Source organism: Candidatus Nitrosarchaeum limnium BG20 (genome assembly GCF_000241145.1).
Lineage (GTDB): Archaea > Thermoproteota > Nitrososphaeria > Nitrososphaerales > Nitrosopumilaceae > Nitrosarchaeum > Nitrosarchaeum limnae.
On sequence record NZ_AHJG01000034.1, the window covers coordinates 1 to 25,814 of the forward strand.

The window sequence follows — 25,814 nt, forward strand, 5'->3', positions numbered from 1 at the left end:
CTTCTAGATTCTCTACCTTCACGTTTGAATAATTCTGGTTTTCTTGTTTCTCTCTCAGTAGGATTTTCGTATTTTTTGCTGATTTCATTTACTCTTACGTTTAGTTTTTCTAGTAATGTCTTGTTGATACCTTCACCGTATACATCCACTCTTGCAGCAATGACTGCTTTTGCAGCAATCGCTCTGGCAATTTTCCCTCTCTGCCATCTTGGAGCAGCATGAACCATTGCATGTTGAAACAACAATCCGTGTTTTGGTGGTTGTGCTCCTGTCTTTAAGGATCTAAACAGTGCTTTTTCTGCACCAATAATCTGAATAGTACTTGCAGGCATTGCTGCTAATTTTTTTAGGCTTCCGGCTCTTCCTAATATTCTTGCACCTACGGCAGCACCTAGAATAGCTGAAAGATTTGGAGCAACAGTTTGCATTTCAGATTCTACATGTGATTCTAATTTTTTTCGTAAATCATGAAAATCTAAAATTTGTTTTGCAATTGATTGTACAATTGTTAAATTAACTTCTGAAATATCGCCTCCTCTACTTTTTGATGCAAGTAGAGATATCATATCTGCTTTAGATTCTGGAAATCCTGCGTCTTCATATACTTTTTTTGTTAATGCATCTCGTTTTCCTGCTAAAACAATCTGTGCATATCCATTAATACTGTCGATTATATTATCTAATTCTGGAAAATGTAATCCATACCATTCTCGTAATCTTGAACTAAGACCATTCGCAATTTTATCAATTTCATCTAATGAATTAATTGCTTGAATGATATGTAAATCTGGACTCTCTGAAACTTCTGTTACCTTTGATGATGATAACCCCATTGCAAATTCTCTTAGTTTTGTTAATGCATCAGGAATGCTTTGAGCAAATCCAGCATCAACAATTATTTGTGGTTTTGATGATTGAATGCTTTCCAATTCTTTTTCTTCCATCATCTGTGCATCTATGGAATTTTTTTTCAATAATGTCATCACAGATTCATCACTTACAGTGATTCCTCGTTGAAGTGGACTAAGATAATCTACAAGTTCTTTTAATTTGGATTCCTTTTTTTACAGAGATATATTCTCTAACCGAATCTTTGAAAGGAAATGTTTTTTCCAGTTTTTCATCTTTGAAAACCACGATTCCCAATTCTGTTAGTATTACAGAATACAATATAGCTGATTCTAAGTCTCCTTTTAAAAAGGTACTAGAAACCCTGCGAATCAACTATTATATTCTAAACCGCGTATGAAATTCAAAGTGGAGCCCAGCCTAGTTACTTCTATAGGAAAAATTCAACTAGAAAGACCTGTAATGTTGGCTTCAGGAATATTAGGCATTTCCTTGGATGTTTTTAATCGACTTTATCGTTCAGGGGCAGGTGCCGTAGTTACTAAATCCCTTAGTACCGAACCTTGGGATGGGTACCCAAATCCTACCATTTTCAGTGTAAATGGAGGTGGATGGATTAACGCCGTAGGTCTGTCAAATCCAGGTGCTCCCAATTTTGCAAAAATGATAGAATCTAATACCACTGTTCCAATTATTGTCAGTCTTGTAGGCTCCATAGCTGAAGACTTTGAAATGATGGTCAGCCAATTTAAAAACTGCAAAGTTACTGCATACGAATTGAATTTGTCTTGTCCTCATGTTGCTAAAGTAGGGCTTGAAGTAGGTGATGATCCTGAACTAGTAAAAAAAATTGTCAGTACCGTAAAAAATTCTACTACTGTTCCAGTCATTGCCAAAGTAGGTTTGGGTACTACACATTATCTAAACACTGTAAAAACTGCAATTGATTCTGGAATTGATGCTATTACTGCAATTAATACAGTTAGAGCAATGGCAATTGATGTTGAAACTCAAAGACCTATCCTAAGCAATAAATTTGGTGGGTTATCTGGTACTCCAATCAAACCAATCGCATTGAGATGTGTTTATGAAATTTCATCAAAATATGATATTCCAATAATTGGATGTGGTGGAATATCTACATGGGAAGACGCGATTGAATTCATCTTGGGAGGGGCTTCTGCAATTCAGCTGGGTAGTGCAATTGGCGATAGATGGTTAAATGTTTTTAATGATATTAACGATGGAATTATTCGATATATGAAAAGAAAAGGATATTCCAAATTAGATGAGATGGTGGGACTTGCAAAGAAATCATAATCATACAAAAATTTGTGTTATTGAAAAAGTAATTGATGAAACTCCTACTGTTAGAACTTTGATATTCTCTGATGATGTGATGTCTTCTGTCATGCCAGGACAATTTGCAATGGTTTGGATTCCAGGAATCAATGAATTACCTATGAGTGTAATGATTTCTCAAGAATCAGGTAAAGCTGCATTTACCGTTAGAAAGCATGGTACTGCATCAACTGGTTTGTTTAATGTTAAAGTAGGTCAACAAATTGGTGTAAGGGGACCATATGGTAACGCATTTGATTTAAAGAAAGGAAAACTTTTGCTTGTTGGGGGTGGAACTGGTCTAGTTCCGATGATGAGATTGCTAACTTATGTTAGACCAGAAGATGATGTAACTGTTTTAATTGGTGCAAAATCAAAAGAAGAAGTATTCTTTGAAAATTTAGCAAATAATTTGTTAAAAAATAATACTCATAAAGTAATTGTTACTACTGATGATGGTTCATATGGTGAAAAAGGGTTTGTTACTGATATGGTTGAAAAACTAGTTGCGGGAAGTCACTTTGATGGAGTGTATACATGTGGACCTGAAAAAATGATGTATAAAACCGTGCAAATATCTCATTCAAAAGGATTGTTTGTTCAAGCTAGTCTTGAACGCATGATGAAATGTGGTGTTGGAATATGTGGAAGCTGTTGTATGGGTGAAGATTTGGTTTGTAGAGATGGTACTGTGTTTGATGGGGCTCATTTATTGTCAAACAAAGAATTTGGCCAATTTCATAGAAATAAGGCTGGAATTCTAGAAAATTATTAAGTTTAACCAGCAAGGTTTAAAATAAATCAATAAATTATTGCGTTGAAGAGCATTGGGTACCCCAAAAATTGTATTAACCGCAGATCGTACTTTAATGTCGCCTTATCGTGGATTATCCTTAGCTACATTCTTTGGATGTGCACCTGCATTAGACCCCAATCGTGATAAAAACAGTCTTTTGTATAAAATTCTAGGAAATCAGGTAACCCCAAAAATTCTATTTGATTTTATTTGCAATTACATCCCTCACACAAACGGTGTGGCAAATTATGCCCCATATGGACTAAGAAAAGTTGAAGCTGGTTTGTTAAGAGATGGTTTTAGACGAGAGGATGTAGTTGTAGCACATCCAGATCATATTGAAAAATTCATTGGACCTGACACACAAGTTATCGGAACATATGAGATGGATCCACTGGGAATGGGACCCGTCACCATGACATTCACGTATGGACGAAAACAAACATCATATGATGAATTTTACAATGCAGAATTACATCGTAGAATTAAAGTTGCAAAACAAAAAACAGGTAGTAAAGCAAAGGTAATTTCTGGAGCATCTGGAACCTGGCAATACAATTATGATCCTGAAAAAATCGAAGAATTTGGAATCTATGCTATCTTAGAAGGAGAACTAGGTGGCATTGCTCCTGAAATTGACGGACATGCTGGTAGATTCTTTAATTATCTAATTAATGGTGATTTTGAAAATATGGATCCATTTAGAAAACGAAGTGACTTTAAAGTAAATATTAAAGAATTTGAAAGAAACGGAAAAAAAATTCATGGAAGATTTGTGAATTTTTGGGACAGACCGGATTTAGATGAAATTCCAGAAATTGTAGAGCCAAGTATGCATGGTATGGTTGAAGTGATGCGAGGATGTGGAAGAGGTTGTAAATTCTGTGATGTTACATTACGTTCATTGAGATATTACTCTCCAGAAAAAGTCAAACGTGAAATTGAAGTTAACATCAAAAAAGGAGGAGCAAAATCTGCTTGGATCCACAGTGATGATATTTTTGTTTATGGTATGGATCCGAGAACTGCTAAAGGAATGGAACCAAATAGAGAAGCCCTTGAGGAATTATTTACTGCAATCATGTCTACAGGCGTAGGACATACAAATCCAACTCATGGTACTTTGGCTGGTGCAATAGCTGACGAAAAACTTATTCCAAATCTTTCAAGAATAATAAAATCTAGTCCTGATAACATGATTGGAATACAAGCTGGGTTTGAAACTGGAAGTTTGAGATTGATTGGAAAATACGCAGATAGAAAACTTGCACCATATGATCCAAGTGAATGGCACTGGGTAGTAAAAGAAGGTGTAAAAACTCTGAATAAGGATTATTGGATTCCTGCATTCACTTTGATTATGGGTCTTGATAATGATGAACAACCAGAAGATTCATGGGATACCATTCGTTTAATTTCTGAATTAGAACATGAACAACCAGATTCAATGTTTACTGCTACAGCTTTAACGTTTGTTCCAATTGGATTACTTGAAAAATCTGATTTCTTTAATATTGGCAATGAAATGACTCCTGCACAGTTGGGTGTTCTCTATAAAACCTGGCAACATAATTTCAAATATGGAATTCAAAAATTCATGACAAAGACAGGTGCCAAAGGACCACAGAGATATTTCTTTAATGCCATTGCAAGATCACTCGGTGGTATTCCTCTAGGTGCGATGGAACGATATGCTCGCAATAAAAGTAAAGAGCATGAAAAAGTAATTGAAACTATTAAGACCAAATATTGGTAGTCATACAAATACATAAATTTACTATACCACTCACGTAGCATATGGCAACTCACGGTTCACTTACCAAAGCAGGTAAAGTAAGAGGACAGACTCCTAAAGTTGAAGGAAGAAAAATTGTTGGTACAAATTCTAGTCTTAGAAATAAGAGTAACTTCAAAAAACGATTTGAGTTAGGTAGATTTCCAGGACAAAATAAACCTGGTCAAAGAAGAAAGAGACGTTAAATCAAATCTATTACAATAAATTATCTTTTTGCGATCATTTTTCAAAACAATAACATTATAAAGTACTAGTACCGTACCATACGGTATGGTAGAAGATTTAAGATTAGATAGTTTGGAGGGCGTAGGTCCTGTAACTACTAGAAAATTATCCGATGCAGGAGTACACAATGTTATGGATCTTATCGTAAGAGGTCCTGTGGAAATTGCAGAAATAACTGGTATGGAAAAAGATACTGCAGAAAAAATTGTCAACAAAGCAAGACAATATTTGGTTGAAACTGGATTGTTATCACGAGATTTCGTTTCAGCAACCGAAGTTTACAAACGTAGACAAGATATTGGTAAAATTACAACTGGTACTAACTGTCTTGACACATTATTTGATGGTGGTGTTGAAACACAAGCACTCACAGAAGTCTATGGTGAATTTGGCTCAGGTAAAACTCAATTTGCACATACACTCTCTGTAATGGTTCAAAAACCAAAAACAGAAGGTGGATTAGATGGTGGTGTTTTGTACATTGATACTGAAAATACTTTTAGACCTGAAAGAATTGTATCTATTGCACAAGCACACGAAATGGATCCTGAAAAAGTTCTAGATAGAATAATTGTTGCACGTGCATACAACAGTGCACATCAAACATTAATTCTTGAAGAAGCTGGACCTGTAATTGAAGAAAACAACATCAAACTAATTGTTGTAGATTCTGCAGTTGGATTATTCCGTGCTGAATACTTGGGTAGAGGTACACTGTCAAATAGACAACAAAAACTAAATCATTTTGTACACATGTTATCCAGAATTGCTGAGACTTACAATTGTGCTGCAATCGCAACAAATCAAGTCATGGCATCTCCTGATGTTTTCTTTGGAGACCCAACTCGTCCAATAGGTGGAAACGTAGTTGCACACACAAGTACATACAGAATTTACTTTAAAAAATCAGGAAAGAAAAGAATTGCAAGAATGGTTGATAGTCCCCATCATCCTGAAGAAGAAGTACTCTTTGCTTTAGGTGAAGCAGGTGTGATGGATCTAGAGGATGCAGAAAAAAAGACTACTAAAAAGACATCCAAAAAAACAACTAAAAAAGAAAAAGAATCTGAACCAGAGATTGCAGTTGAATCTTCTGAGCTAGAACTAGAAACCAAAAAAACAACTAAAAAAGAAAAAGAATCTGAACCAGAGATTGCAGTTGAATCTTCTAATTTGGAATTAGTTCAAACCACAGAAGATGCTGATTCTGATGACTTTGAGTTACTAGAAGAATAACTCTTCTTTTTCTCCTTTATTTTTAACAATAAATTATTTTTTCATTATAAAGTGTCTTTGAGTATTGATTAAATTATAATACAATATTGCTAAAGTAGTCACATGAAAGATCTTTATCGTTTACTACCTGAAGAAATGGAACAGATGATAATAGATATGGGCCAACCCCGTTATCGTGCAGATCAAATTCTTTATCCACTTTATTACAAATTTCCAAAGAACATATCAGAAATACGACAGCTGCCAACTATGATGCGAGATAAACTTGCTGAAGAAGGATATGTCATTGGTTCTGCAACTGAAGTACACCGTGTTGTAAGTGAAGACGGTGATACAACAAAACTTCTTCTGAATCTTGCAGATGGAACTCCTGTTGAAACAGTTCTGATACAATACCCTCCATCTAAAATCAATGGACATCCAAGATCTACAATTTGTGTTTCAACACAAGTCGGTTGTGCAATGGGATGTACTTTTTGTGCAACAGGACAAATGGGATTTGAACGTAACATCAAAGCCGAAGAAATAGTAGCACAAGTAATTCATTTTGCAGAACTCCTTGAAAAACGTGGACAACATGTAACTAACTTAGTATTTATGGGAATGGGAGAACCATTGGTAAATTATGATGAAACAATACGAGCTGTTCGTTTACTAACACACCCAAGAGGTTTTGGAATTGGACAAAGAAATATCACAATTTCTACAATTGGTATAATATCTGGTATTGATAAATTAGCTGAAGAAGATCTTCAAATAGGTCTTGCAATATCATTACATGCTCCAAATGATAAACTTCGCCAAAAATTAGTACCGACAGCAGGACCCCACTCTGTAGATGATTTGATTGCAGCTGGAAAACGTTATTTCAAAAAGACAGGAAGACGTGTTACATTTGAATATGCACTAATTGAAGGTGTTAACGACTCCCCAGAAATTGCAAAAGAACTATCTTTACTCCTAGATGGTAATGGCTCTCATGTTAATCTAATTCCTCTAAATCCTACCGCAGGCGATTTTCACCGCCCATCTAAAAGAAGCGTACTTGAATTTGAAAGAATACTAAACATTGCTGGTGTAAATTGTACCGTACGTGTAGAAAAAGGGACTGAAATTTCTGCTGCATGTGGACAACTTCGAACCGATGTTCTTGGTTAGTGCAACTCTAGTCGTAAGTGTTAAAATAGGGTCATTAGGGAATCTACTCAGATATGGCAACTAAGAAATCACATGGTCGTTCACATGGATTTAAGCACAAAGCAAGGGCTGTAATGACTAAAACAGCTCCTAGAGGCGTATCTTTTCTACTTCGAGAATACCATGAAGGCGAACAAGCCCTTGTTATTATCGATCCAAGACAACACAAAGGATTACCTCACAGACGTTATCATGGAAAAGTAGGCAAAATAACAAATGTTGGTAGACGTGCAATTACTTTGGACGTAAAATTAGGGGATAAAACAAAAACCTTAATCACTAGATTAGATCATATCAAACCATTCGGAGTATAATCATGGAAGAGATAAAAAAGAAACAAAGCATTTCTCTTTCTGAAGTCAAAGAAATTTTAGGTAAAGTAGATGTTGAGGAAATGGATCAAATTCAGCGTTGGACATATGATTATGTTTCAAAATTTGTAAAAATTGATCCTAAAGATGCTAAAGAAATGAAAAAACAATTAATGAAAGACTGTGATTTAACTGAAGAAGAAGCTGTTGAAATTGTAAATATTCGACCTACGAGTTTAGCTGAACTTCGTTCATTTACATTTGGTTGGAAAAAACTCATTCTTGCTGAAACTTTAGAAAAAATGCTCAAAATAATTAAGGGGCATTAAGTTTCTAGGAGAAATTTATTTTGCACAGGGCTCAATCCCCACCTAGAAAGTACGAGGAGTACGCATATGTTTTAGATTTCAATCCTCGAGGAAAGTCTTCTACTGTACGTGGACGTGAAGGAATTATTATCACTGCAATTGGAGAAGATAGACTTACAATTTTAGAAGTTCTTGGAGTTCCAAATTCTACATTTGATGTTGGTGAAAGAATCTACATTGGCAAAGAAGGAAGAACAAAAATACTTTCTGTCTTGGGAAAATTGGAGTATGAACAAATTTCTTCATCTGCTCAAAGTGAATTACCTGGAGTTGTTGAAAACATTGTCACTAATAATGAGACAAGATTTGTAGAATATCTTAACAATGCACAACCGCTGACTCCAAGAATTCATGCACTTGAGTTAATTCCTGGAATTGGAAAAACATACATGAAAACAATGATAGAAGAAAGAGAAAAGAAAAAATTTCAAAGTTATGCTGATTTACAAGAAAGAGTTGGATTCAAAGAACCAATAAGACATATTTCAGAGAGAATCATGCATGAAATTACTGGTGAGAGTAGAATGAATCTCTTTGTCAAAAAATGATTAAACGTAAAAGACTGGGTCAACACTTTCTAACATCCAACTCAATAGCACAATCGATAGTTTCTGAGGCTAACATTAGTGGAAATGATATCGTTTTTGAATTAGGTACTGGATTGGGAATTCTTACACCTCTGTTATGTGAAAAAGCAAAAAAAGTGATTTCTATAGATGCCGACAGAGAATTATATGAAAATGCAAAATCTCGTTTTTCTCACATTGATAATCTAACTGTTGAATTCGGAGATGGATTTCAAAAACAAGACAAATTTTCAATTTTTGTATCAAATCTCCCATATTCAAAAAGTAAGGAAGCGATAGAGTGGCTTGCAATCACGCCTTTTTCTCATGGAGTAATAATGGTACAAAAAGAATTTGCAGAAAAACTGCTTACAAAATCTACAAAAAATAGAAGATCTGTTAGTATAATTACAAACTATGTTTTTGAGATTGAAAAGTTTCTAAATGTTGGAAAGAATAATTTCTCTCCTCCCCCAAAAGTTGATTCTGTAGTTCTTAAAATCACTAAAAAAAAATCAATTGAAAAAGACCTCATCAATGTTCTAAACAAAATGTTTTCGTATAGAAGAAAAACAATCCAAAATATCTTTAAGCAGTTTGGAAAGGAAACCTTAATGGATAAACGATTAGATGATCTTTCAGGTGATGAAATAATTGATCTTGCAAAAGAAATTCTTGAGAGATGAAGAGTATTCTCCAGCTGAAGATACTTTCTTTATTGCTGATTATATAGAAAAAGAAAATGGATTAACTGCATTAGATGTTGGAAGTGGTTCTGGATATCTAACAAAACTCTTAGCTAAAAATTTTATCTTTGTTGTTGGGACTGACATTAATTTTATTGTATTAAAGAATCAAACATACAGTACAAAAAATTTAGTATGTTGTAATGGCTCAGATGCATTAAAATCTGAATTTGATCTGGTTGTGTGTAATCTCCCATATCTTGCAACTGATCAAGTCTTAGATGCCACTACTGATGGAGGTATAGATGGTTTTGAAATTCCTAAAAAAATATTTGATTCAATTTACAAAAATATCAAAGTTGGCGGTAAATTTCTCTTTGTTACTTCATCACTTTCTGATTATCAAAAACTAATGGATTATGCACAAAAATTAGGTCTCAATCCAAAAATTCTGGCAAAAAAGAAGCTATTCTTTGAGGAATTAATTCTAGTTGAGGCTATTAAAAACAAGTAAAAGATTGTACTGATTTTATTTTCGTAGTTTTGCTTTTGCGTAAGTAATGATGGCATCAGTCATTTGAGTTGTACTTGCATTACCTCCAATATCCCAGGTTACTGTCTTTCCTTCATTGATCACTTGCTCAGTGGCTGCAAAAATTGCATCTCTTATCTCAGATTCTCCAAGATATTCGGCCATCCAAGCACCTGAAAGTACAGTAGCAGTTGGATTTACTTTATTTTGTCCTGCAAATTGAGGTGCACTACCATGAGCTGCTTCAAACATTGCAAAGTTATCACCCATATTTGCAGAGTAAATTAATCCAATTGAACCGACCAGTCCTGATGCTAATTCTGAAATAATATCCATAAACAAATTTGTGCTTACTAAGACTGCACCATTAAATTGTTCTGGGGCAACTACCATTTGTTGTGCCATATTGTCTATGTATATTTCTGAAAGTGCAATATCTGTACCTTTAATTGCATTTTGTACTTCTTCCCAAAATATTCCGTCTGTTTGTTTTAAGATATTTCTTTTAGTTATTGCAACCATTTTTTTCATATTGTATTTTTTTGCCCAATTAACTGCAGAATTCATAAATCTTCTTGATCCCTGCCTTGTTATTTTTCTAATTGCTATGGCAGCATCATCAGTAATTTTTACTTCAATACCTGTGTACAGACCCTCTGTGGCTTCTCTAAAACAAACACAATCTAATTTTTTATTTGGAGTAAGTCTATCAAATGTTTTAGTAGGTCTAATGTTAGAGTATAGTTCAAATTTCTGACGTAGCGTTACTGCAACACTTCTTGGAGCATCTGGTACTGGTATTGTTGTTGTAGGCCCTTTAAAGCATGCATCTGATTCTTCTAAAATTTTCATTGTTGCATCTGGAATGTATGATTTGTCTTTTCTTCCGTTTTTATCCCACTGCTCTGAGCCTGCGTCACAGAGAATTATCTCTGATTGAGAATTACATTCTTTTAAAACTTTGAGCATGGAGTCTACCACTTCTGGTCCTATCCCATCTCCTCGCATTACTGCAGCCTTTTTGCTCAACTATGAGATTTTGAAATTGTTATTATTTAATTCTACCTTACTTTTTGAATCTGTTTCACTTTCTAGAGATAGTTTATTAGATGATTTGATCAAAATAAGAAAAATGTTAATTGTTCAGATATCTGATCTTCATGTAGGATCTCAATTTCTTCAAGATAAATTTGATCAACTAGTAGATGAAGTAAATCAACTTAATCCTAATGTTATAGTTGTTACTGGTGATTTGACTAATGAAGGTCTAATGCATGAATATGAAAGATGTCAAGAATTATTAACAAAATTCAAATCAAAAAAAATTATTACAATTAGCGGAAATCATGATTATAGGAATACTGGTTATCTGTTATTCAAAAAATTTTTTCCATTTGAGGCAATAAATGAATTAAGTGACGATGTAGTCTTAGTTACACTAGGAACTGCACGTCCTGATAGAAATGAAGGTGAAGTTGGATACCGTCAAAATCTATGGTTAGAGCGAACCATGAAAAAATATAAAGACAAAGTAAAGATTCTGGCAATGCATCATCATCTCATTGCAATTCCGGATACTGGTTCTGATCAGCTCACTGTAGTTGACGCAGGAGATGTATTGCGAACTATCTTGGACACTGGGGTTGATCTTGTATTGTGTGGACATAAGCATAGGCCATGGGAATGGAATTTTGGCAAACTCATGGTTGTAAATGCTGGAACTGCAACATCTGAAAGGGTTAGAGGATTATTTGAAAACACATACAATATCATCACCATTTCAAATAAATCAATTAACGTGGATCTAAAAATAGTGGGAGGAAAAAGAATCCAACTCAATGATATTGTGACTAATTATCACCAATTTGGTGACGAATGAATTTATTTACAGATTAATTCAAGGCAATCTGTGCGGGGATCGCCTAGCTTGGTAGGGCGTGGGATTGCTAATCCCATGTCAGCAATGACTCGTGGGTTCAAATCCCTCTCCCCGCGCCTTTGGTTTCTATTTATTATAATTTTTTTAAATTTGTTTAAAATCAGGAATTAATTCACATGTATAGTATTTCATATTTTTAACTTACTCTTGACATTTGGTAAATATTTACTCACAATAGTATTTTTTCCTATAAAACTCCAATTAGGATCATGATACAATTTCAAACATGTATCCATAATGGGATATGCGGGATATCTTTTGATGAATTTTTCTTCGCCCATTTTTTTGAATTTTTCATACATATGTGTACATCTAATCTCATCTGTTTTTTTTAATGGTATTTTAGCCACTGATTCATGTGTAAAATAATTTGAACAGATCATGACAAATAAAATTATTACAATAAATTTCTTCATATCCAGAAAGTATTTTCATAAAAATTATTTCTGTAATGAAAGTTGTTTGACGTTTTGTAGTTTTTATTTTTTCTTAGATATCTCACTTGTACCTGATTTTGTTTGATTATCATAAATCATGCCATTCCAATTCTAAAAGATACATGTCACAATTACAAATCATTTGTAGATCACTTGATTTTTTTTACTAAAGATGGGTTTGGATAGTTTATTTTTTTTCACCGAAAATTTAATTGAAGTGATTGACATTTAGTAATCACACTCTAATAATACCCATGACAATCCAATCATGTCCATAGCACATGTATTTTGTCGTGAAACAATCTCAGGGTAAAATTTTCCGTCCTCTTTTACTGGTAATCTTTTAACCAGAGTTTTTGTAGCCTCGGAGTATCTTTTTTGAACATATTGTGTTTGTTGCATTCAAAATTCTCAAGTTTTTTAGATATTAGAGATTAGTTTCTTGTTTGTGGCATGCCTTGTATCTAAAATTATCTATAATAATTTGAAAACTTTACTAATGATGTTTAGATTATGATAATTTCTTTTTCAATTAAATACTGTAATCCTAGTAGAAAATCTTCTTCAGTAATGATTCCTTTTGAATACCATAAAGCTGCATTCTTAAACCAACCTGGAATACTACTGTCTTGATTTGATGTTTTTACTATGTCATCATCAATCAAAAGTATCTTTTTTTGAATCAATTCTGAAATTCCAGTAGCAAACTGAGAATCTGAAATTTCACCTATTGACCAAAGTTGAGTATATTGTTTAATCCAGCTTGGTATGGATGGTTTTGTATTATCAGACATTCCTATAATATCGTAGATTGTTCTATCTGTAAATTGTGAATCAAACCAAATTCTGAATCTTGGCTCATTTGAATACCTGTCTATGTAATATTGAGGGGATAGATTAGGATCAGGGAACCCTGCAACATTGGTTGGTTTGTATCCTACTATTTCCTGAATTTTATAACCTGGAAATGTTGTATCAAATAATTTCTTAAAAACAGAATCTGTATTGTATAGATTAATGTAATAATTTGGTGATAATGCAGGATCTGGAAAATCTGACATTGAAATCTTTAGATTTGGTTTTTGAATTTTATTATTTTCTTGATTCTTTTCTATTTTGATCTGATCTGTTTTACTGATTTCATTTTTTTCAGATATGTTAACTGCAGAAAAATTGAATGTCTTTTCAGATTTTTCACCTGTATATGAGACAATTACAGTATATGTGCCTGACTGAGTCCATTTTGGACCTGCAGCATCAAAACTAGTAGAAAACGTTCCCGATTTTGAAGGGCTAAACTGTTTGATTGCAACAATATCTGATGTACTTCGAATTTGAATTACAATTGATGAATTTGCATCAAAAACAACTTTACCAGAAATTTTAATGACATCATCTATAACGTAGGAGTTTTTATCTAATGTAATAGATGGTTCTGCAAATACAGTTATTGGATAAATCATTGCTAAAACCAGAAATAACAATAGAATTGACTTCATTCAAAAAAACCTCTTTTCAATACTTGATAAACATTGTTCATAAATTAATCATGCCAATTCCAATAGAAATTACTAAAATGTTCATAAAATATGCTAAATCACTGTAATCGTTTTATCAAAATAATCCCGATAATCCAAAAGGCTTCTTTTTGAATTTTTACTCATGAATTTACTTTGTAAATCATTATATGATGATAAATATTGTTCTGTGGCATGCCTTCAGTAAAAGAGCAAGGAGCGGTTTATGGGAATCTTTTAGCTTATAAGCAATATACAAGACCTTCGGCTCAACGTGTTTTTGGACAATATTCCTTTAGAAATAAAAAAGGACCAAAACATCATGAAAATGTACAAAGATTACTTGAGATTTTAGCAATTAATGGCAAACTAACTACATGGGGAATGGCAAAAACTCATCTTTCTGACACATCCAACATAAGATCTCAAGAGAAAGACTACAGGCGATTGTTAGTTGGAAGAATGGCTAGAGGAAAACACACAATGGGGTTACTTGATATTGGACTAGTGGTAAAGGATGGAAAAAATATCCAAAAAGCCCCCGCAGATCTTTACAGACTATCTTTACATGGAATACTGTATTGTCTTGATGTGATCAATCTATCAGAAAAAGATCTTGAAAAAATGGCTGAAAAATATGCAGATGTTTTACCGCAGATTTTTGGTAGATGGAAATATCTAAAATCCATGATTGGAAGCGATACTGACAGACTGAAGAGTTTGGCTTCTGGAATGTTTATGGATAATATTCAAATCTCAAATATCACTGCTTTACCAATTTATGAATTAATGACATATCTTAATGTCAAGTATCAAAATAATTTTGAGCAGATAAATGAAGAAGATCTTGCAGATCAGATATCTTATTGGTTTTACACTAATCTTTTGATCCCTTCAAAAAGATCAAATACCAACGAATCAAAACAGTGGAAAAAATTGCTTGACAATGATCTTGCTCTAAAAAAATGGTATTACAAATTCGTTGATGAGGCCATCTCATTTTATACAAATAGATTCAAGCAGATAAAGAATCTCAAATCCTAACTATATTTTGCAATAACCTCTTCGAGATGTTCTATGGTGTATGGTTTTGAAATTGTATCAATTAGATTAAGACTTTTTGCTTTAATGTGTTTTTTTTCATCATGAGCATATGCTGTAATTAAAATAACTTTGGCATTGGTATCAAATTGTTTAATTTTAAAAAATGCGTCATACCCATCAAGTATAGGCATTCTTACATCCATCAAGACTAGGTTAGGTCTTGTTTCCTTGTATTTATGAACCGCATCAGCCCCATTTTGAGCCATAATAACGTCATATCCTGCACTTTTGATCAAAAATGCAGTATTTTCCAAAAGATCTACATCATCATCGACAATGAGAATTACTTTCTTTTGACTCAACGGCTATATTCTTTGTTTTTCGTTAAAATCTCTTACTAATTTATCGTCTTTTCTGGAAGTATTATTGTAAATGTAGTTGGATTATTTGAAGCCGAGATGGTACCACCATGTTGTTCTATGATATTTTTGCACGATGACAATCCCAACCCTGTTCCTTTTTCTTTAGTTGTGAAAAGTGGTTCAAATATTTTTTCCAATATTCCTTCAGCTACTTCTGGACCTGAATCTGATATTTTTATCTCAATTTTATCATTAATCCTTTTAGATTTGATGAGAATTTTACCACCTGACTCACCAATTGCTTGAATTGCATTTAAAATAATATTTGCAAAAACCGTTTCCATTTTTTTTGAATCCCAAAATACTATAACGTCTAAATTCTCAGTTTCAATTTTTATGTTGTTAGGTATCTCCAATGAATCTATGGCGTAATTGATGATTTCAGCCACTTTTTTCTCTGATAAATTCATAGGAGTCATTCTTACAAAATTAAGTACATCGTCAATTTGATGAGACATTCGAAATATTGCTCTATTCATTCTTTGAATTGCTTTTTCAACTTCAGGATCGCTATTGTTACCCTGTTTTTGGATTATGGCTGATGAAGTTTTAATTGTAGCTAATGGATTTTTTAGATCATGAGCCATACTTGCTGAAAGTTGTCCTATTGCACCCAATCGCTCATTTTTCATCTTTACGTGTGATTCAGCTAATTTTTTTTCAGTTTCAATTAATTTTTCAAGTGATAAACCCATTGAATTAAATGATTTACCGATCATGTTTATTTCAGAAATTTTTGAACCTCTAAATTTTAAATCAAACTTTCCAACAGAGAACTGTTTTGCCATTTGACTAAGAAATCGTAATGGACGAGAAATAAAATATGATAAAGTAAGGCCAATAATCACAGATGATATCATTCCCAAGCCTGAAATGACAAGGAAAGAATTTTTTAAATCAACAAACTCTGAAGTAAAAGAAGAACTTGTTTGGTCTACTATTGTAATCCATCCAAAACCTTCAAACTGTTTATATCCTGTCGATTTTGCAAAGGAAATTAGTCTTGGATCATCATTATTATTAGAAATATTTATTGTACCTACATCTTTTAAAGAATTTATCTTGTCAAAATAATCTATAGGTTTTGAATCTTTAAAATCTTGAATGCCATCAGAGTAAATTATCTGTCCTTTCTCATTAACCAAAAGTATTGTTCTATTTTGTATAGTGCTGAGAATTTCTGCATCATTGATAAACTCATGTATTACATCATTTAATGTCAATGACACACTCAAAATACCAATGAAATTTCCTTCATCGTCATTTATTCTCAATCCTATTGTAGTAGTATAGTTCTTATGTTCTTTGTCGTATATCACATCTCCAATGTAGACTCCTTTAGACTTTGATTCTTGCCACCATGTTTCATCATCATGTCTATATTCTGAAGTTCCAGAACCTATTGCTATGTTTGCCCCATATGCATTTGTGATGTATAATTCAGATATTACATCGTAATCATATTCTGATTTATAGAAATTTATTACATCTGTTAATTCAGATGTCAGTTTCATATCATTAGATCCAATAAATGGTTGATTTTTTTCCTTGTTAATAGTATCTTGCAGTTTGATTATCTGTTCTATGTTTTTGATTTGTGAAAACTTTAGATTTGATTCTTTTAATGAATTTTGAACAGTGGGTATCTGTGTAATTTGTTTAAAGTCGCCAATTCTCTTATCTATGTATTCATCAAGATCCTGCATCATGTTAAATGCAAATCCTTCATTTCTTGATGCAAGTAATTTATTTACTTCTTGAATAGAAATTGTAAAAGAGTAATAACCATAAATTCCAAAAATCAAAAAGATCAGAAATGTTCCTATGACTAGAGTTGTAGATAAATTCAATTAATTCACAACAAAACAGACATTCAATGATTTAAACTGTATTAAAAATTGATACAATTAAGGCATGCCACAAATTGTAAGTTATTCACTAATATCAAACTAACAGATATCCTTCAATGAGTAGTACCGAAGAACAAAATCAAAGTCTTCTTTCAATGAGCCATAAATCTCCCGACTTATCAAATGTCTCCAGACCCGAAAGTAGACAAGAAAATTTTACATCTTCGAATTTTCCATGTAATTTTTTGTATGCATGTGAAAACTGTGATGGTCCTTTGGCTCCTATTGCTGTATGCCTGGTTTGTAAAAGAGCAACAATTAGGAAATGTCTTCATTGCCAAAGAGATGTCATCACAGGTACTCATCTATCTTGCAGTACTCTGATTTTTTTTGCAAAGACAATACTGCACACTCATCAGGTCCAAAAGGTGGTGAATATATGAATAAAAAAATAATATTCCTTGCATTATCTGTAATAGTTGGTTCTTTGATCTTTGCACCGCTACAAAATAGCGAAGCTGCATTATCCGCTAGCAATACTGTATCATACACTAGTAGTGATGGTTCTGTAGACAAGTACATGACTAAATTAGTTGTGCAACCATACAAAAAAGGATCTCAATATTGGAGCTATATTGTAAAAGTATGCGCAACAGATTACCCACTAGCAGTTGCAACGGTTGAACTTAAATCTGATATGGAAAAAGTATTGCTTGGAGTAAACAGTGTAATCGCAAAAGGAAAATGTTCTTTCTATGGAGCAGTAATGAAAGCCAATGACGGTAAAACTCTTGGTGCAACAATGTTGCTCAAAGGTGATGCAGTAAATGAAATTCAAAACATCCTAGCTAAATTACCAACTAGTACAAAAGCACAAAAGGATCAATATATTGGAAGACTAGTACAACTATACAATACACTTGGATATGTTCCTAGGTTCTGATTTTTTTGAATCTTTTTTCTTTTTATAATATTTTTTAATTCGTCTACAAAAAATTATTTTTTTATTATTTCATAAATTTTTGATATGGTTTGATATTTTATTATTTCTTTTAAATCATTCATTTCAATTTAAGAATAAGTTAAATTCTAGTGTACTTATAATTTGATGTGGTTTCTCAGACCCCTAGTGAAATTAAGAATGTGGAACATGTTTCCATATGTGATGTAATGAAAGGAAACACATCTGAGATAATTCGAAAACACGAATCTGTAATTCCTTCATTTCTCCAAAATTATTCTAATCTATATGCTGAATTTCTTCATGTGTTTGATAATATTTATGGGACATGCTACATCAATGAAAAAGAATTTTTTGATAAATTAAACATAGACCATAGATTCCTAAAACAGCTAAAAGACAATTCTGAATACATAAAAAACAGATATCTTGAAAATATAGAATTAAGTACAAGATTTCTTGATGAACAAATTAAGATGCAAACATCTGCAATGCATTCCTTTGAAAATTTTGCAAATATTATGATGGATTCTTACCAAAAATCCCTACCCAAATTAATGGGTTCTTTGATTCATCTAAATAATTTAGTGCTTTTCTGATTTTGATTTTCATTCTTTTTGAACCTATATTCCAATTATGCCTGACTCTACATGCTTAATTCTTATCGTATCTTTCAAGTACAAATTACTATCAAATTCAGTGTTCACCTATTCTGATACTCATTGAAGAAAAATTAAACTTAATAGACCGATTTAAGAAGTATTGAATATGGGACGTAGAAAAACTCAGAAGATTATACGTACTGGTCCAAAAAATGCTACGACTGGAATGTGTCCTTTATGCAAGACTATTGGTAAGGTTTTCCTTCTTGGTCCTCCTGGTCAAGAAAGGGGAAAATGTGAGAAATGTCGTCAAGAATTTGAATTGTAGTTACAAAAAACTAACCACCCCATCAAAATATTTACCCATAACTTTTTAAGACAATTTTTTTATGATAGATAATCATGAGTTCAGAAGCTGAAACAATCTATGAGCGAGTAGCAAAACTTGAAGATGAAATTGCACTACTTAGAAGCGAAGTTGATATTCTTAAACGAGCACTGCGAAACAAAATAGCTAGACATGAGATATCAATGATTAAGAAAGGACAAGATATTAGTTCTATTATCGATTAATTTTTTGTCTTTATACTTCTTATTAATTCTAAAATAAAATCTACATCTTCTGCATTTGGATTGATCTCTAAATACATATTCAAATATTTCAATGCAGTATCTGAATTCAATAATCTCTCTTCTAGTATTCCTTTATCTCTGATGTCGTCTGGTGAATTAGGTTCTATTGCTAGAACCATGTTTGTACATCTAAGTGCTTTATCATATACAAAAGATTGAACATACGAATTTTTCAAATTTCTAGCTAACCTAACTAAAATTTGTTCATGTCCAATACTATCTAGAAATTCAGGTTTGAATTCTAATTCTCCCCCAAAATTTTCATCTAGAATTTCTTGCAGATCATCTACATCTAACAGCATTCCATCATTGAATGGGTCCAAAATCATTTCTTCATTATATTTTACTAAAATGTGACTTGGAAATCCAATTATTTTAAGATCCAATCCTATGAATTTTGCAATTTCTACATACAATATTGATATTGTAATCGGAAGTCCTGATTTTTTATCAATTACTTCATTTAAGAAATTGTTTTTTGGATTATAGTAATCATCACCATCTCCACTAAATCCTAAATTTTGAAAAAGATGCTCATTTAAAATTGAAATTAGATATGTGGGATTTTTTACATCACTAATTGTTTCTTTTAATGATTTTCCAATTACATTGATCTTTTGAATGTATTCTTCAATGTTTAGATCAGGATATTCAAGAATCTGCGCAAATTTTAGACATTTTTCAACTAAATTAAAATTTGGATTATTTACAAATGATAACCATTCTGCAACTAGTGGATCAAATTTTTCTTGCAATTGTTATGGTTTAATCCTATTGAGGTATAATTGTGGCTCTTTGATCTCTCTTGTATTTGGTGGATGTTCAATTAACTGTCTGAATGTTTTTTTCCCTAATTTCTCATAGATTTTTTTAGTAAAGTCTCTTCCCATACTCTTTCTTACCTGATACGATGAGAAATCCGTGCCCATAAAGGTTGTAAGATAGTTTTGAAAATCCGTGTCATCATTTAGTATGTTTTCTATTGCAAATCCTGCCATTCCCTCCATAATTGTAAAAGCTGCATGATGTTGTTGAATTGGGATCAACCATCTTTTGTATATGTCTAGTAATTGGGGAATTTTATCTGAAATTTTAGGATCTATTTCTACATGAGTGAACGTCATTACGTCAGGACCTATTTGCTCAATTAAGAAATGATCAGGATTCAAAAAGAAAAATAGGTTAGCTTTTTTTGCAAATGGAAAATCATCTGGAACTGCTTGAAGTTGTAAATATTCAGAAAGTTCATTCACTATTTGATTGTCTAATTTTAAAATAATCGTTGCCAACTCTTCATTGATTAAATTAACTTTAGTTGCAGCATCTCTGTTTAATTTCTGCAATGTTTCTTGAGTTGAATGAATTTGTTCTTCTAATACAGTCATTTTAACAGCTCCTATGTATCCTGAATTAACATTTGAAAATCTTGATTCGTATGGTTCTCCTTGTTTGTGTAAGATAATTTGAGGGTATCTGGATAACACAAACTTGTTAAGATACATCACAGAATCCAAATAATCCCCATATGTAGTTGATATTTTAGAAATATATTGAATAGCATATGTGGAATATACCAAATATTTTGCAGTATCTTTTTTCATCAAATCTGCAATCTTGTTCAGATCTTCATTTGCAACAGCAGAAAATAACTCTCTTACGTACTCTTTTGATTTTTCATCTGAAAATACTTTTTCTCCTTTTAATTTTTTAATTCTATCAGTTCGGGAAACTTCATTTTTAAATTATCTGATATTTTAATATCCAAAAACTCCTCAACTTTTTTTCTAAGTACGGGAAAAACATCATGAGCAATTTTTTCCAAATCATCAAATTTTACTTTAAATGATAGATCATCTTTTGCCATTTCTGCTAATTTGGTAATTTCCTTTTCTTCGTTGATTTCTACAGATAATTGTCCAAATAATGCCTCTGCAAATTCCTCAAATTCCCCCATTTTGCATAAAATCGCCAAATACTACATTTAACATTATTCCTCTTTTAGGAGGTAAAAGAAATTATTAGTTCTAAATCGATCACTTTGGTATATCATGCATGAATTTAGTCTAGATTTTCTAAGATGTGTTCGATGTGGTTCAAAATTAGAACTTGATGTATTTAAACAAGAAACTGAGATTGATGAAGGATTACTACAATGCATACAATGTTCTTTGTATTTTCCAATAATTAAAAAAATTCCGATCATCTGGGATGATTTTTCCAAATATGTCTCGGAGCGTATTGAACTTGGAGGTAAATTATTTCATTTTTCATCTAATCAAAAAATGAAAAAATTTATCAAAGATTCTCTAATTAATTCTAAAAGACAAACAAGTGATAGAACATCTCTTGAAGAAAGATGGAGTAGAATCTATCAAAGTAGTCAAAAATCAAAATTCTATTCCATAGTTAAAAATGAATTAAATTCATTTGTTAAATCAAAACTCGTCTTAGAGTATGGTTGCTCTATTGGAACGATTTCTAAATATCTTGCAAATCATAACAATCTTGTATTTGGAATTGACAGATCTTTTTCTGCTATTAGTGTTGCAAAAAAATCCCAAAAAGAAAATTTAGATTATTTTGTAGCCGATTTAATGTCTGATGTTTTTGGAAAAATAAAATTTGATCTTATTCTAGCGTTAAATGTTTTAGAACTAATAGAACCGCAAGAACTGCTTGAACATATTTCAAAACAAATTGAACATGGTACTTTTGTCATATCTGATCCATATGATTTTGATAGGGGAAAAAGTTCTATTAAAAAACCTCTTGATGATATGGCATTAAGATCTAGTCTCAGTGATTTGGGATTTCAAATTACAAATAAAACAAAAAAACCATCCTATTTGACATGGAATCTGAAGATTAACCCCCGTTCAACTCTTAATTATAAAGTGGATTTAATAATTGCAAAAAAATGAATTACATCAATATTCTCCATATGTGATATTTCTGTTAATTTTATGCAATTAGTAAACCAATTACATCATATATCGTTTAGAAAAATATTTTACTCTATCTAACAAACAATGCTTTTACCAACATATGATTCAAAATAGAACTAGTTTGTATGGTTTGATAGCAATAAATACACTACATGATAGTATCTAATCATGTTTGGGAAAAAACCTACACTAAAGGAAGGAGTACATGTCTTTTCTACAAAGAAAAATGGAGACTTTTATGACTTTATCTTTGGAGTAATAACAGGAGTAGACGGAAGAAAACTCGGCATCAACGGAGTAATTGTAAATCCAGTTGGTCTGAAAAACAAGATTGCTCAAGGTAAAACCGGTTCCAGGTCTTCTGAAATTCTTGAACATCCAACACCTGATAATGTTGTCTTGGCTCTAGTTTACAGAGTTGAACATGAGAACTTTGCCGAAGTAATAGATCTGGATAAGGACAAATGTGATATTTTACCACCAAAAGTATATGCGATGCTTGATGGTTGGATTCGAGAATCTCTTCCAGAATTAATCAACAATGTATTGTCATTGCCACCAGGTAATGAACGAGATGAAGCAAAACGCGTTTTAAAACATAGAATGGAAACTCTAGTTGATAAAAATCTAAAAAGAACGCTTTATTCTGTTTGCCGAAGTCTAAAAATTTTAAACTAGAATTTCTGTTTTTGAATATATAATTCACCATAGTTTTATATTATGCCCTAAGAAAATCTCGATACAATGGAATACGTTTATGCTGCTTTACTTCTTCACAAGCTACAAAAAGAAGTTAACGAGGCAAATATCAGCTCAGTTGTAAAAGCATCTGGCGCTACAGTAAATGATGCTCAAGTTAAAGCATTAGTTGCAGCCTTGGCTGATGTTAACATCGAAGAAGCAATCAAAGCCGCTCCAGTCGCAGTAGCAGCAGCAGCCGGTCCGGCAGCCGCAGCACCTGAAGCAAAGAAAGAAGCACCAGTTGATCATAGTAAAACAGAAGAAGCCGCAATGGAAGGACTATCTTCTCTCTTTGGTTAAGAGTACTTTTCTTTTTTAAATTTAATTTTAATTTTTTAACTTACATCAATCTTAATTAACAATAATTTCATTTTGATTTTAATTGGTTGATTTTACGATCTCAGGTCAAGTCTTCATTTACATTCTTGATCTCTTCGGTACGATGGCTTTTGCAGTCACTGGAGCATTCAAAGCAATTGAACACAAGTTCGATATTGTTGGAATTATGCTTCTTGCAACAATTACTGGTGTTGCAGGAGGGACAATCAGGGATATTGTTTTAGGACAATTTCCAAATTCCTTATCAGATCCGGCATACGTAGCAATTACAGTAATCTCTGGCGTTGGCATCTTCTTTCTTTATTCCCATCTGAAAAAACACTGGAATCTATTTTTGAAGTTTGATGCAATCGGGCTTGGAGTATTCTCAATTATCGGTGCCACATTTGCATATCATCTAGTTGGATTGAATCTTTTAGCTATAATGCTTGCAGGAATACTTACTGCAGTAGGTGGTGGTATACTCAGAGATGTCATTGTATCTCACACTCCTATTGTTTTTATCAAAGAGTTTTACATCTCTGCAAGCTTTATTGGAATCTCTGTTTTCTATCTGATGTTGTACTTTGGAGGAGAATTGTACTCTGCAACAGTAATTGGAATAGTCCTTACCACTGCACTAAGACTAGTTGCAATGAAGTTTAACTGGAATTTGCCTAAAGCTAAAGGAAGTTTGGATTAAGCAGGAGCGTAGTCTTTAGCTTTACTTGCAAGAGACTGTGCTTGAGCATTGGCTTTTTGTAATATTTGCTCTTTTGTATCATCTGTCATGAATCCTGATTCTACTGATAATGAACGTGCCTGTTGTGCTGCCTTGCCCAAAATTTGGTTGATGTTTTCTTTGGTAACATATGCTGCTTCAATTGATAGTGATAATGCTTCTTGGTGATATTGTGCAAATGCATTTCTGACAGCTTCTACATCGATTACTAATTCTGCTGATGTATACTTTAGACCTTCTTCCAAGGCTGTATATAGTGAAATTCCTGCCTCTACTGGTTTAATATCTAATTTACCCAAAAGTGCTGCTAATTTTTCATTGATTACTCCGCCTTTCTTTACTGGGGTGGTATCTTTTTGAATCCAAATTGTCCCTTGATCAATTTTTGTTGGAATTCCAGCTTCTTTGAATTCTGTAAGCATTGGACCTGGTGCAATTCCGGTGTTTTTAGCTGGCACTAAAATGTCTACACTTGCAATGTCTCCTCCTCTTGCTGCCATCATAATTTTGTTTTTTGCTAATAACACGTTTAGCTTAAATGGTGACATGTTTGTAAATATGAAAAGACACTGACCTACTAATTCATCTGAGATTCCTTTGATTCCTGGAATATCTGATTTTTCTAATGCTTTTTGTGCAACTCTATCTTTAACGCAAACAAACTCTACTTGTCCTTTGAGTGCTTTTCTTAATGGTAATAATTGTGATGCTCTAACTTTCTCTGTCTTTACAAGTGCGACTACTTTGTATTTTTTTGGCATCTCAATTAATTGCTGATACATTACAGTTTTTCTTTTTGGATATTGGGTTCTATTCTCATGCATGTTTCTTCTTGACCTCTTCGATTTGTTTTACTGGTTTGCCCATTGTGGTTTTGATGATTATTCTTTTGAGATTTTTTTCTCCGTTTGGTAATTTTTTCTCTACTGCACTAATCACTGCATGTGCATTAATTGCTAAATCTGCATTATCCATTGACTCGTCTCCAATTTTACATGACATTGCCAATGTTGCTCTTGCTCTAACCTTGATAGATGATCTAAATCTTGTTAGGAATGCTTCAATTGATGCGTTAAATGGAACTGGCGTTGGCATTTTTCCTCTTGGACCTAAAAGTTGACCCAAGACTTTACCGACTACTGGCATGATTTGAGTATCTGCCAAAAAGAAATCATATTTGTTAATGAATTTTCTAGATGTTCTTTTATCTGCTGCAAATTTGTCTAGTTCCGCAGACCCTACAACTGCATCTGCTTTAGCCTCTTTTGCTTTTTGACCCATGTCTCCAGTTGCCATTATGCATACTGTTGCAGGTGAACTAGTTTTTGGGAGTTGAACTACTTCGTTTAGTGCAAAGCCCTTTTTTACATCAATATCTTTGAATACCATAATTAATTCCACAGATTGCTTGAATTTTCTCTGTTTAGTGCCTTCTTTGGCTTTCTGAATCATTTCCGCGATTTTTGCCTCTGTGATCATTATGAGGCTTTTCGAGAAAGCCTACTTAAAATCGTTTAGAGCAGCAAATTATGAATCGTATTTTATTTTAAAAATTTACACTTTTTACTGCTGATAATTGTAATTCTGAAGTAAAATCATTGTTAAACTTACATTTATTAAATCACAATCTCAATTTCCGAACACATTGCAGAAATTTGATGAATTAGATATGAAACTGCTATTTGAATTAACTAAAGACGGCTCCATTTCTGTTCCTGTACTGTCAAAAAAACTTGGAATCAACGCATCTGTTTTGTATAG

General features: G+C 32.7%; 33 protein-coding genes, 1 tRNA gene and 1 pseudogene. 23 read left to right on the top strand and 12 right to left on the bottom strand.

All coding sequences use genetic code 11. The features are described from left to right. A partial coding sequence (locus BG20_RS01230; protein ID WP_238527435.1) for an NOP5/NOP56 family protein occupies positions 1-974 on the bottom strand: 974 nt, incomplete at its 3' end. Between the two features lie 49 nt (positions 975-1,023). After that, positions 1,024-1,170: a hypothetical protein gene (locus BG20_RS12945; protein ID WP_010189863.1), complete on the bottom strand. Its 147-nt coding sequence runs from the start codon at positions 1,168-1,170 to the stop codon at positions 1,024-1,026. Positions 1,171-1,257: 87 nt separating this feature from the next. On the opposite strand from BG20_RS12945, the gene BG20_RS01235 reads away from it, so the two are divergent. The 11 genes from BG20_RS01235 (at position 1,258) to BG20_RS01285 (ending at position 9,884) form a co-directional block, all read left to right on the top strand. Next, positions 1,258-2,169, top strand: a complete 912-nt coding sequence (locus tag BG20_RS01235) for a dihydroorotate dehydrogenase (protein ID WP_010189868.1) — start codon at positions 1,258-1,260, stop codon at positions 2,167-2,169. Next, positions 2,153-2,965, top strand: a complete 813-nt coding sequence (locus BG20_RS01240) for a dihydroorotate dehydrogenase electron transfer subunit (RefSeq protein ID WP_010189870.1) — start codon at positions 2,153-2,155, stop codon at positions 2,963-2,965. The genes BG20_RS01235 and BG20_RS01240 overlap by 17 nt, the downstream gene beginning before the upstream one ends. Before the next feature lie 52 nt (positions 2,966-3,017). Next, positions 3,018-4,742 carry a B12-binding domain-containing radical SAM protein gene (locus BG20_RS01245; protein ID WP_010189872.1) on the top strand — a complete coding sequence of 575 codons (1,725 nt, stop codon included), beginning with the start codon at positions 3,018-3,020 and terminating at the stop codon, positions 4,740-4,742. A 41-nt stretch (positions 4,743-4,783) separates the two neighbouring features. Beyond that, positions 4,784-4,966 (top strand): 30S ribosomal protein S30e, encoded by a 183-nt coding sequence (locus BG20_RS01250; protein WP_007402857.1) that lies wholly within the window; start codon positions 4,784-4,786, stop codon positions 4,964-4,966. A gap of 85 nt (positions 4,967-5,051) precedes the next feature. After that, on the top strand, positions 5,052-6,242 hold the full coding sequence (gene radA, locus BG20_RS01255) for a DNA repair and recombination protein RadA (protein WP_010189876.1): 1,191 nt from the start codon (positions 5,052-5,054) through the stop codon (positions 6,240-6,242). 102 nt (positions 6,243-6,344) lie between these two features. Further along, entirely contained in the window at positions 6,345-7,400 is a 1,056-nt protein-coding gene (rlmN, locus tag BG20_RS01260) for a dual-specificity RNA methyltransferase RlmN (RefSeq protein ID WP_010189878.1), read from the top strand. A gap of 53 nt (positions 7,401-7,453) precedes the next feature. Next, entirely contained in the window at positions 7,454-7,753 is a 300-nt protein-coding gene (locus BG20_RS01265; protein WP_007402853.1) for a hypothetical protein, read from the top strand. Between the two features lie 2 nt (positions 7,754-7,755). Continuing rightward, positions 7,756-8,079 carry an RNA polymerase Rpb4 gene (locus tag BG20_RS01270; RefSeq protein ID WP_007402852.1) on the top strand — a complete coding sequence of 108 codons (324 nt, stop codon included), beginning with the start codon at positions 7,756-7,758 and terminating at the stop codon, positions 8,077-8,079. A gap of 20 nt (positions 8,080-8,099) precedes the next feature. Then, complete coding sequence (locus BG20_RS01275) at positions 8,100-8,666, top strand: DUF655 domain-containing protein (protein WP_010189879.1); 567 nt, start codon at positions 8,100-8,102, stop codon at positions 8,664-8,666. After that, on the top strand, positions 8,663-9,370 hold the full coding sequence (locus BG20_RS01280) for a ribosomal RNA small subunit methyltransferase A (protein ID WP_010189880.1): 708 nt from the start codon (positions 8,663-8,665) through the stop codon (positions 9,368-9,370). Before BG20_RS01275 ends, BG20_RS01280 begins: the two co-directional genes overlap by 4 nt. Then, positions 9,345-9,884: a HemK2/MTQ2 family protein methyltransferase gene (locus tag BG20_RS01285; RefSeq protein WP_048096961.1), complete on the top strand. Its 540-nt coding sequence runs from the start codon at positions 9,345-9,347 to the stop codon at positions 9,882-9,884. The genes BG20_RS01280 and BG20_RS01285 overlap by 26 nt, the downstream gene beginning before the upstream one ends. Positions 9,885-9,899: 15 nt before the next feature. Here the strand turns inward: BG20_RS01285 and BG20_RS01290 are convergent, their stop codons facing one another. Then, positions 9,900-10,931, bottom strand: coding sequence for an isocitrate/isopropylmalate dehydrogenase family protein (locus BG20_RS01290; protein ID WP_010189887.1), 1,032 nt, complete (start codon positions 10,929-10,931; stop codon positions 9,900-9,902). Between the two features lie 103 nt (positions 10,932-11,034). Here BG20_RS01290 and BG20_RS01295 point away from each other — a divergent pair, with 103 nt between their 5' ends. Next, a complete protein-coding gene (locus tag BG20_RS01295; RefSeq protein ID WP_048096965.1) occupies positions 11,035-11,781 on the top strand; it encodes a metallophosphoesterase in 747 nt (248 codons plus the stop codon). A 32-nt stretch (positions 11,782-11,813) separates the two neighbouring features. Then, positions 11,814-11,897 (top strand) — tRNA-Ser (locus BG20_RS01300). Positions 11,898-12,506: 609 nt separating this feature from the next. Here BG20_RS01300 and BG20_RS12575 read toward each other — a convergent pair. Continuing rightward, complete coding sequence (locus tag BG20_RS12575; protein ID WP_193352996.1) at positions 12,507-12,680, bottom strand: hypothetical protein; 174 nt, start codon at positions 12,678-12,680, stop codon at positions 12,507-12,509. Positions 12,681-12,784: 104 nt separating this feature from the next. After that, positions 12,785-13,777 (bottom strand): hypothetical protein, encoded by a 993-nt coding sequence (locus BG20_RS01310; RefSeq protein ID WP_048096962.1) that lies wholly within the window; start codon positions 13,775-13,777, stop codon positions 12,785-12,787. Between the two features lie 213 nt (positions 13,778-13,990). Here BG20_RS01310 and BG20_RS01315 point away from each other — a divergent pair, with 213 nt between their 5' ends. Continuing rightward, positions 13,991-14,839: a hypothetical protein gene (locus BG20_RS01315; protein WP_010189895.1), complete on the top strand. Its 849-nt coding sequence runs from the start codon at positions 13,991-13,993 to the stop codon at positions 14,837-14,839. Here the strand turns inward: BG20_RS01315 and BG20_RS01320 are convergent. Continuing rightward, entirely contained in the window at positions 14,836-15,201 is a 366-nt protein-coding gene (locus BG20_RS01320; RefSeq protein WP_010189897.1) for a response regulator, read from the bottom strand. The two genes, BG20_RS01315 and BG20_RS01320, sit on opposite strands and share 4 nt — an antisense overlap. Before the next feature lie 35 nt (positions 15,202-15,236). Beyond that, the gene (locus BG20_RS01325) at positions 15,237-17,111 is read right to left on the bottom strand and encodes a sensor histidine kinase (protein ID WP_010189899.1); all 1,875 of its coding nucleotides are present in this window, start codon (positions 17,109-17,111) and stop codon (positions 15,237-15,239) included. 370 nt (positions 17,112-17,481) lie between these two features. On the opposite strand from BG20_RS01325, the gene BG20_RS12950 reads away from it, so the two are divergent. From BG20_RS12950 to BG20_RS12585, 4 genes are all read left to right on the top strand, one after another. Beyond that, positions 17,482-18,054 carry a hypothetical protein gene (locus tag BG20_RS12950; RefSeq protein ID WP_010189901.1) on the top strand — a complete coding sequence of 191 codons (573 nt, stop codon included), beginning with the start codon at positions 17,482-17,484 and terminating at the stop codon, positions 18,052-18,054. A gap of 167 nt (positions 18,055-18,221) precedes the next feature. Further along, positions 18,222-18,671, top strand: a complete 450-nt coding sequence (locus BG20_RS01340; protein WP_048096964.1) for a hypothetical protein — start codon at positions 18,222-18,224, stop codon at positions 18,669-18,671. Positions 18,672-18,840: 169 nt separating this feature from the next. Continuing rightward, on the top strand, positions 18,841-19,002 hold the full coding sequence (locus tag BG20_RS12580) for a hypothetical protein (protein ID WP_007402834.1): 162 nt from the start codon (positions 18,841-18,843) through the stop codon (positions 19,000-19,002). Positions 19,003-19,076: 74 nt separating this feature from the next. Next, positions 19,077-19,247: a hypothetical protein gene (locus BG20_RS12585; RefSeq protein ID WP_007402833.1), complete on the top strand. Its 171-nt coding sequence runs from the start codon at positions 19,077-19,079 to the stop codon at positions 19,245-19,247. Here the strand turns inward: BG20_RS12585 and BG20_RS01345 are convergent. From BG20_RS01345 to BG20_RS12955, 3 genes are all read right to left on the bottom strand, one after another. Next, positions 19,244-20,062, bottom strand: coding sequence for a SirB1 family protein (locus tag BG20_RS01345; RefSeq protein ID WP_010189905.1), 819 nt, complete (start codon positions 20,060-20,062; stop codon positions 19,244-19,246). The two genes, BG20_RS12585 and BG20_RS01345, sit on opposite strands and share 4 nt — an antisense overlap. 3 nt (positions 20,063-20,065) lie before the next feature. Further along, positions 20,066-20,908, bottom strand: coding sequence for a hypothetical protein (locus tag BG20_RS01350; protein WP_238527436.1), 843 nt, complete (start codon positions 20,906-20,908; stop codon positions 20,066-20,068). A 98-nt stretch (positions 20,909-21,006) separates the two neighbouring features. Next, complete coding sequence (locus BG20_RS12955; protein WP_238527437.1) at positions 21,007-21,261, bottom strand: hypothetical protein; 255 nt, start codon at positions 21,259-21,261, stop codon at positions 21,007-21,009. A gap of 94 nt (positions 21,262-21,355) precedes the next feature. Here BG20_RS12955 and BG20_RS01355 point away from each other — a divergent pair, with 94 nt between their 5' ends. From BG20_RS01355 to BG20_RS01370, 4 genes are all read left to right on the top strand, one after another. Then, a complete protein-coding gene (locus BG20_RS01355) occupies positions 21,356-22,228 on the top strand; it encodes a class I SAM-dependent methyltransferase (protein WP_010189907.1) in 873 nt (290 codons plus the stop codon). A 192-nt stretch (positions 22,229-22,420) separates the two neighbouring features. Then, a complete protein-coding gene (locus tag BG20_RS01360; protein ID WP_010189910.1) occupies positions 22,421-22,930 on the top strand; it encodes a hypothetical protein in 510 nt (169 codons plus the stop codon). Between the two features lie 66 nt (positions 22,931-22,996). Continuing rightward, positions 22,997-23,293, top strand: coding sequence for a 50S ribosomal protein P1 (gene rpl12p, locus BG20_RS01365; RefSeq protein ID WP_010189912.1), 297 nt, complete (start codon positions 22,997-22,999; stop codon positions 23,291-23,293). Between the two features lie 82 nt (positions 23,294-23,375). After that, positions 23,376-24,014, top strand: coding sequence for a trimeric intracellular cation channel family protein (locus BG20_RS01370; protein ID WP_010189914.1), 639 nt, complete (start codon positions 23,376-23,378; stop codon positions 24,012-24,014). On the opposite strand, the gene BG20_RS01375 is transcribed toward BG20_RS01370, so the two are convergent. Together BG20_RS01375 and BG20_RS01380 are read right to left on the bottom strand one after the other, a co-directional pair. Next, on the bottom strand, positions 24,011-24,877 hold the full coding sequence (locus tag BG20_RS01375; protein ID WP_010189917.1) for a 50S ribosomal protein L10: 867 nt from the start codon (positions 24,875-24,877) through the stop codon (positions 24,011-24,013). The genes BG20_RS01370 and BG20_RS01375 overlap by 4 nt on opposite strands. Continuing rightward, positions 24,870-25,532, bottom strand: coding sequence for a 50S ribosomal protein L1 (locus BG20_RS01380; RefSeq protein WP_007402815.1), 663 nt, complete (start codon positions 25,530-25,532; stop codon positions 24,870-24,872). The genes BG20_RS01375 and BG20_RS01380 overlap by 8 nt, the downstream gene beginning before the upstream one ends. Before the next feature lie 190 nt (positions 25,533-25,722). On the opposite strand from BG20_RS01380, the pseudogene BG20_RS01385 reads away from it, so the two are divergent. Next, positions 25,723-25,814, top strand: a pseudogene (locus tag BG20_RS01385) (transcriptional regulator); the annotation flags it as partial.

What these genes read in the sequence shown, in the direction of transcription:
- BG20_RS01250 (WP_007402857.1), top strand. Translation starts at nt 4,784, where the DNA reads ATGGCAACTCACGGTTCACTTACCAAAGCAGGTAAAGTAAGAGGACAG.
- radA (WP_010189876.1), top strand. Translation starts at nt 5,052, where the DNA reads ATGGTAGAAGATTTAAGATTAGATAGTTTGGAGGGCGTAGGTCCTGTA.
- rlmN (WP_010189878.1), top strand. Translation starts at nt 6,345, where the DNA reads ATGAAAGATCTTTATCGTTTACTACCTGAAGAAATGGAACAGATGATA.
- BG20_RS01265 (WP_007402853.1), top strand. Translation starts at nt 7,454, where the DNA reads ATGGCAACTAAGAAATCACATGGTCGTTCACATGGATTTAAGCACAAA.
- BG20_RS01270 (WP_007402852.1), top strand. Translation starts at nt 7,756, where the DNA reads ATGGAAGAGATAAAAAAGAAACAAAGCATTTCTCTTTCTGAAGTCAAA.
- BG20_RS01280 (WP_010189880.1), top strand. Translation starts at nt 8,663, where the DNA reads ATGATTAAACGTAAAAGACTGGGTCAACACTTTCTAACATCCAACTCA.
- BG20_RS01295 (WP_048096965.1), top strand. Translation starts at nt 11,035, where the DNA reads ATGTTAATTGTTCAGATATCTGATCTTCATGTAGGATCTCAATTTCTT.
- BG20_RS12575 (WP_193352996.1), bottom strand. Translation starts at nt 12,680, where the DNA reads ATGCAACAAACACAATATGTTCAAAAAAGATACTCCGAGGCTACAAAA.
- BG20_RS01310 (WP_048096962.1), bottom strand. Translation starts at nt 13,777, where the DNA reads ATGAAGTCAATTCTATTGTTATTTCTGGTTTTAGCAATGATTTATCCA.
- BG20_RS01315 (WP_010189895.1), top strand. Translation starts at nt 13,991, where the DNA reads ATGCCTTCAGTAAAAGAGCAAGGAGCGGTTTATGGGAATCTTTTAGCT.
- BG20_RS12580 (WP_007402834.1), top strand. Translation starts at nt 18,841, where the DNA reads ATGGGACGTAGAAAAACTCAGAAGATTATACGTACTGGTCCAAAAAAT.
- BG20_RS12585 (WP_007402833.1), top strand. Translation starts at nt 19,077, where the DNA reads ATGAGTTCAGAAGCTGAAACAATCTATGAGCGAGTAGCAAAACTTGAA.
- BG20_RS01350 (WP_238527436.1), bottom strand. Translation starts at nt 20,908, where the DNA reads ATGAAAAAAGATACTGCAAAATATTTGGTATATTCCACATATGCTATT.
- BG20_RS12955 (WP_238527437.1), bottom strand. Translation starts at nt 21,261, where the DNA reads ATGGGGGAATTTGAGGAATTTGCAGAGGCATTATTTGGACAATTATCT.
- BG20_RS01355 (WP_010189907.1), top strand. Translation starts at nt 21,356, where the DNA reads ATGCATGAATTTAGTCTAGATTTTCTAAGATGTGTTCGATGTGGTTCA.
- BG20_RS01360 (WP_010189910.1), top strand. Translation starts at nt 22,421, where the DNA reads ATGTTTGGGAAAAAACCTACACTAAAGGAAGGAGTACATGTCTTTTCT.
- rpl12p (WP_010189912.1), top strand. Translation starts at nt 22,997, where the DNA reads ATGGAATACGTTTATGCTGCTTTACTTCTTCACAAGCTACAAAAAGAA.
- BG20_RS01375 (WP_010189917.1), bottom strand. Translation starts at nt 24,877, where the DNA reads ATGCATGAGAATAGAACCCAATATCCAAAAAGAAAAACTGTAATGTAT.
- BG20_RS01380 (WP_007402815.1), bottom strand. Translation starts at nt 25,532, where the DNA reads ATGATCACAGAGGCAAAAATCGCGGAAATGATTCAGAAAGCCAAAGAA.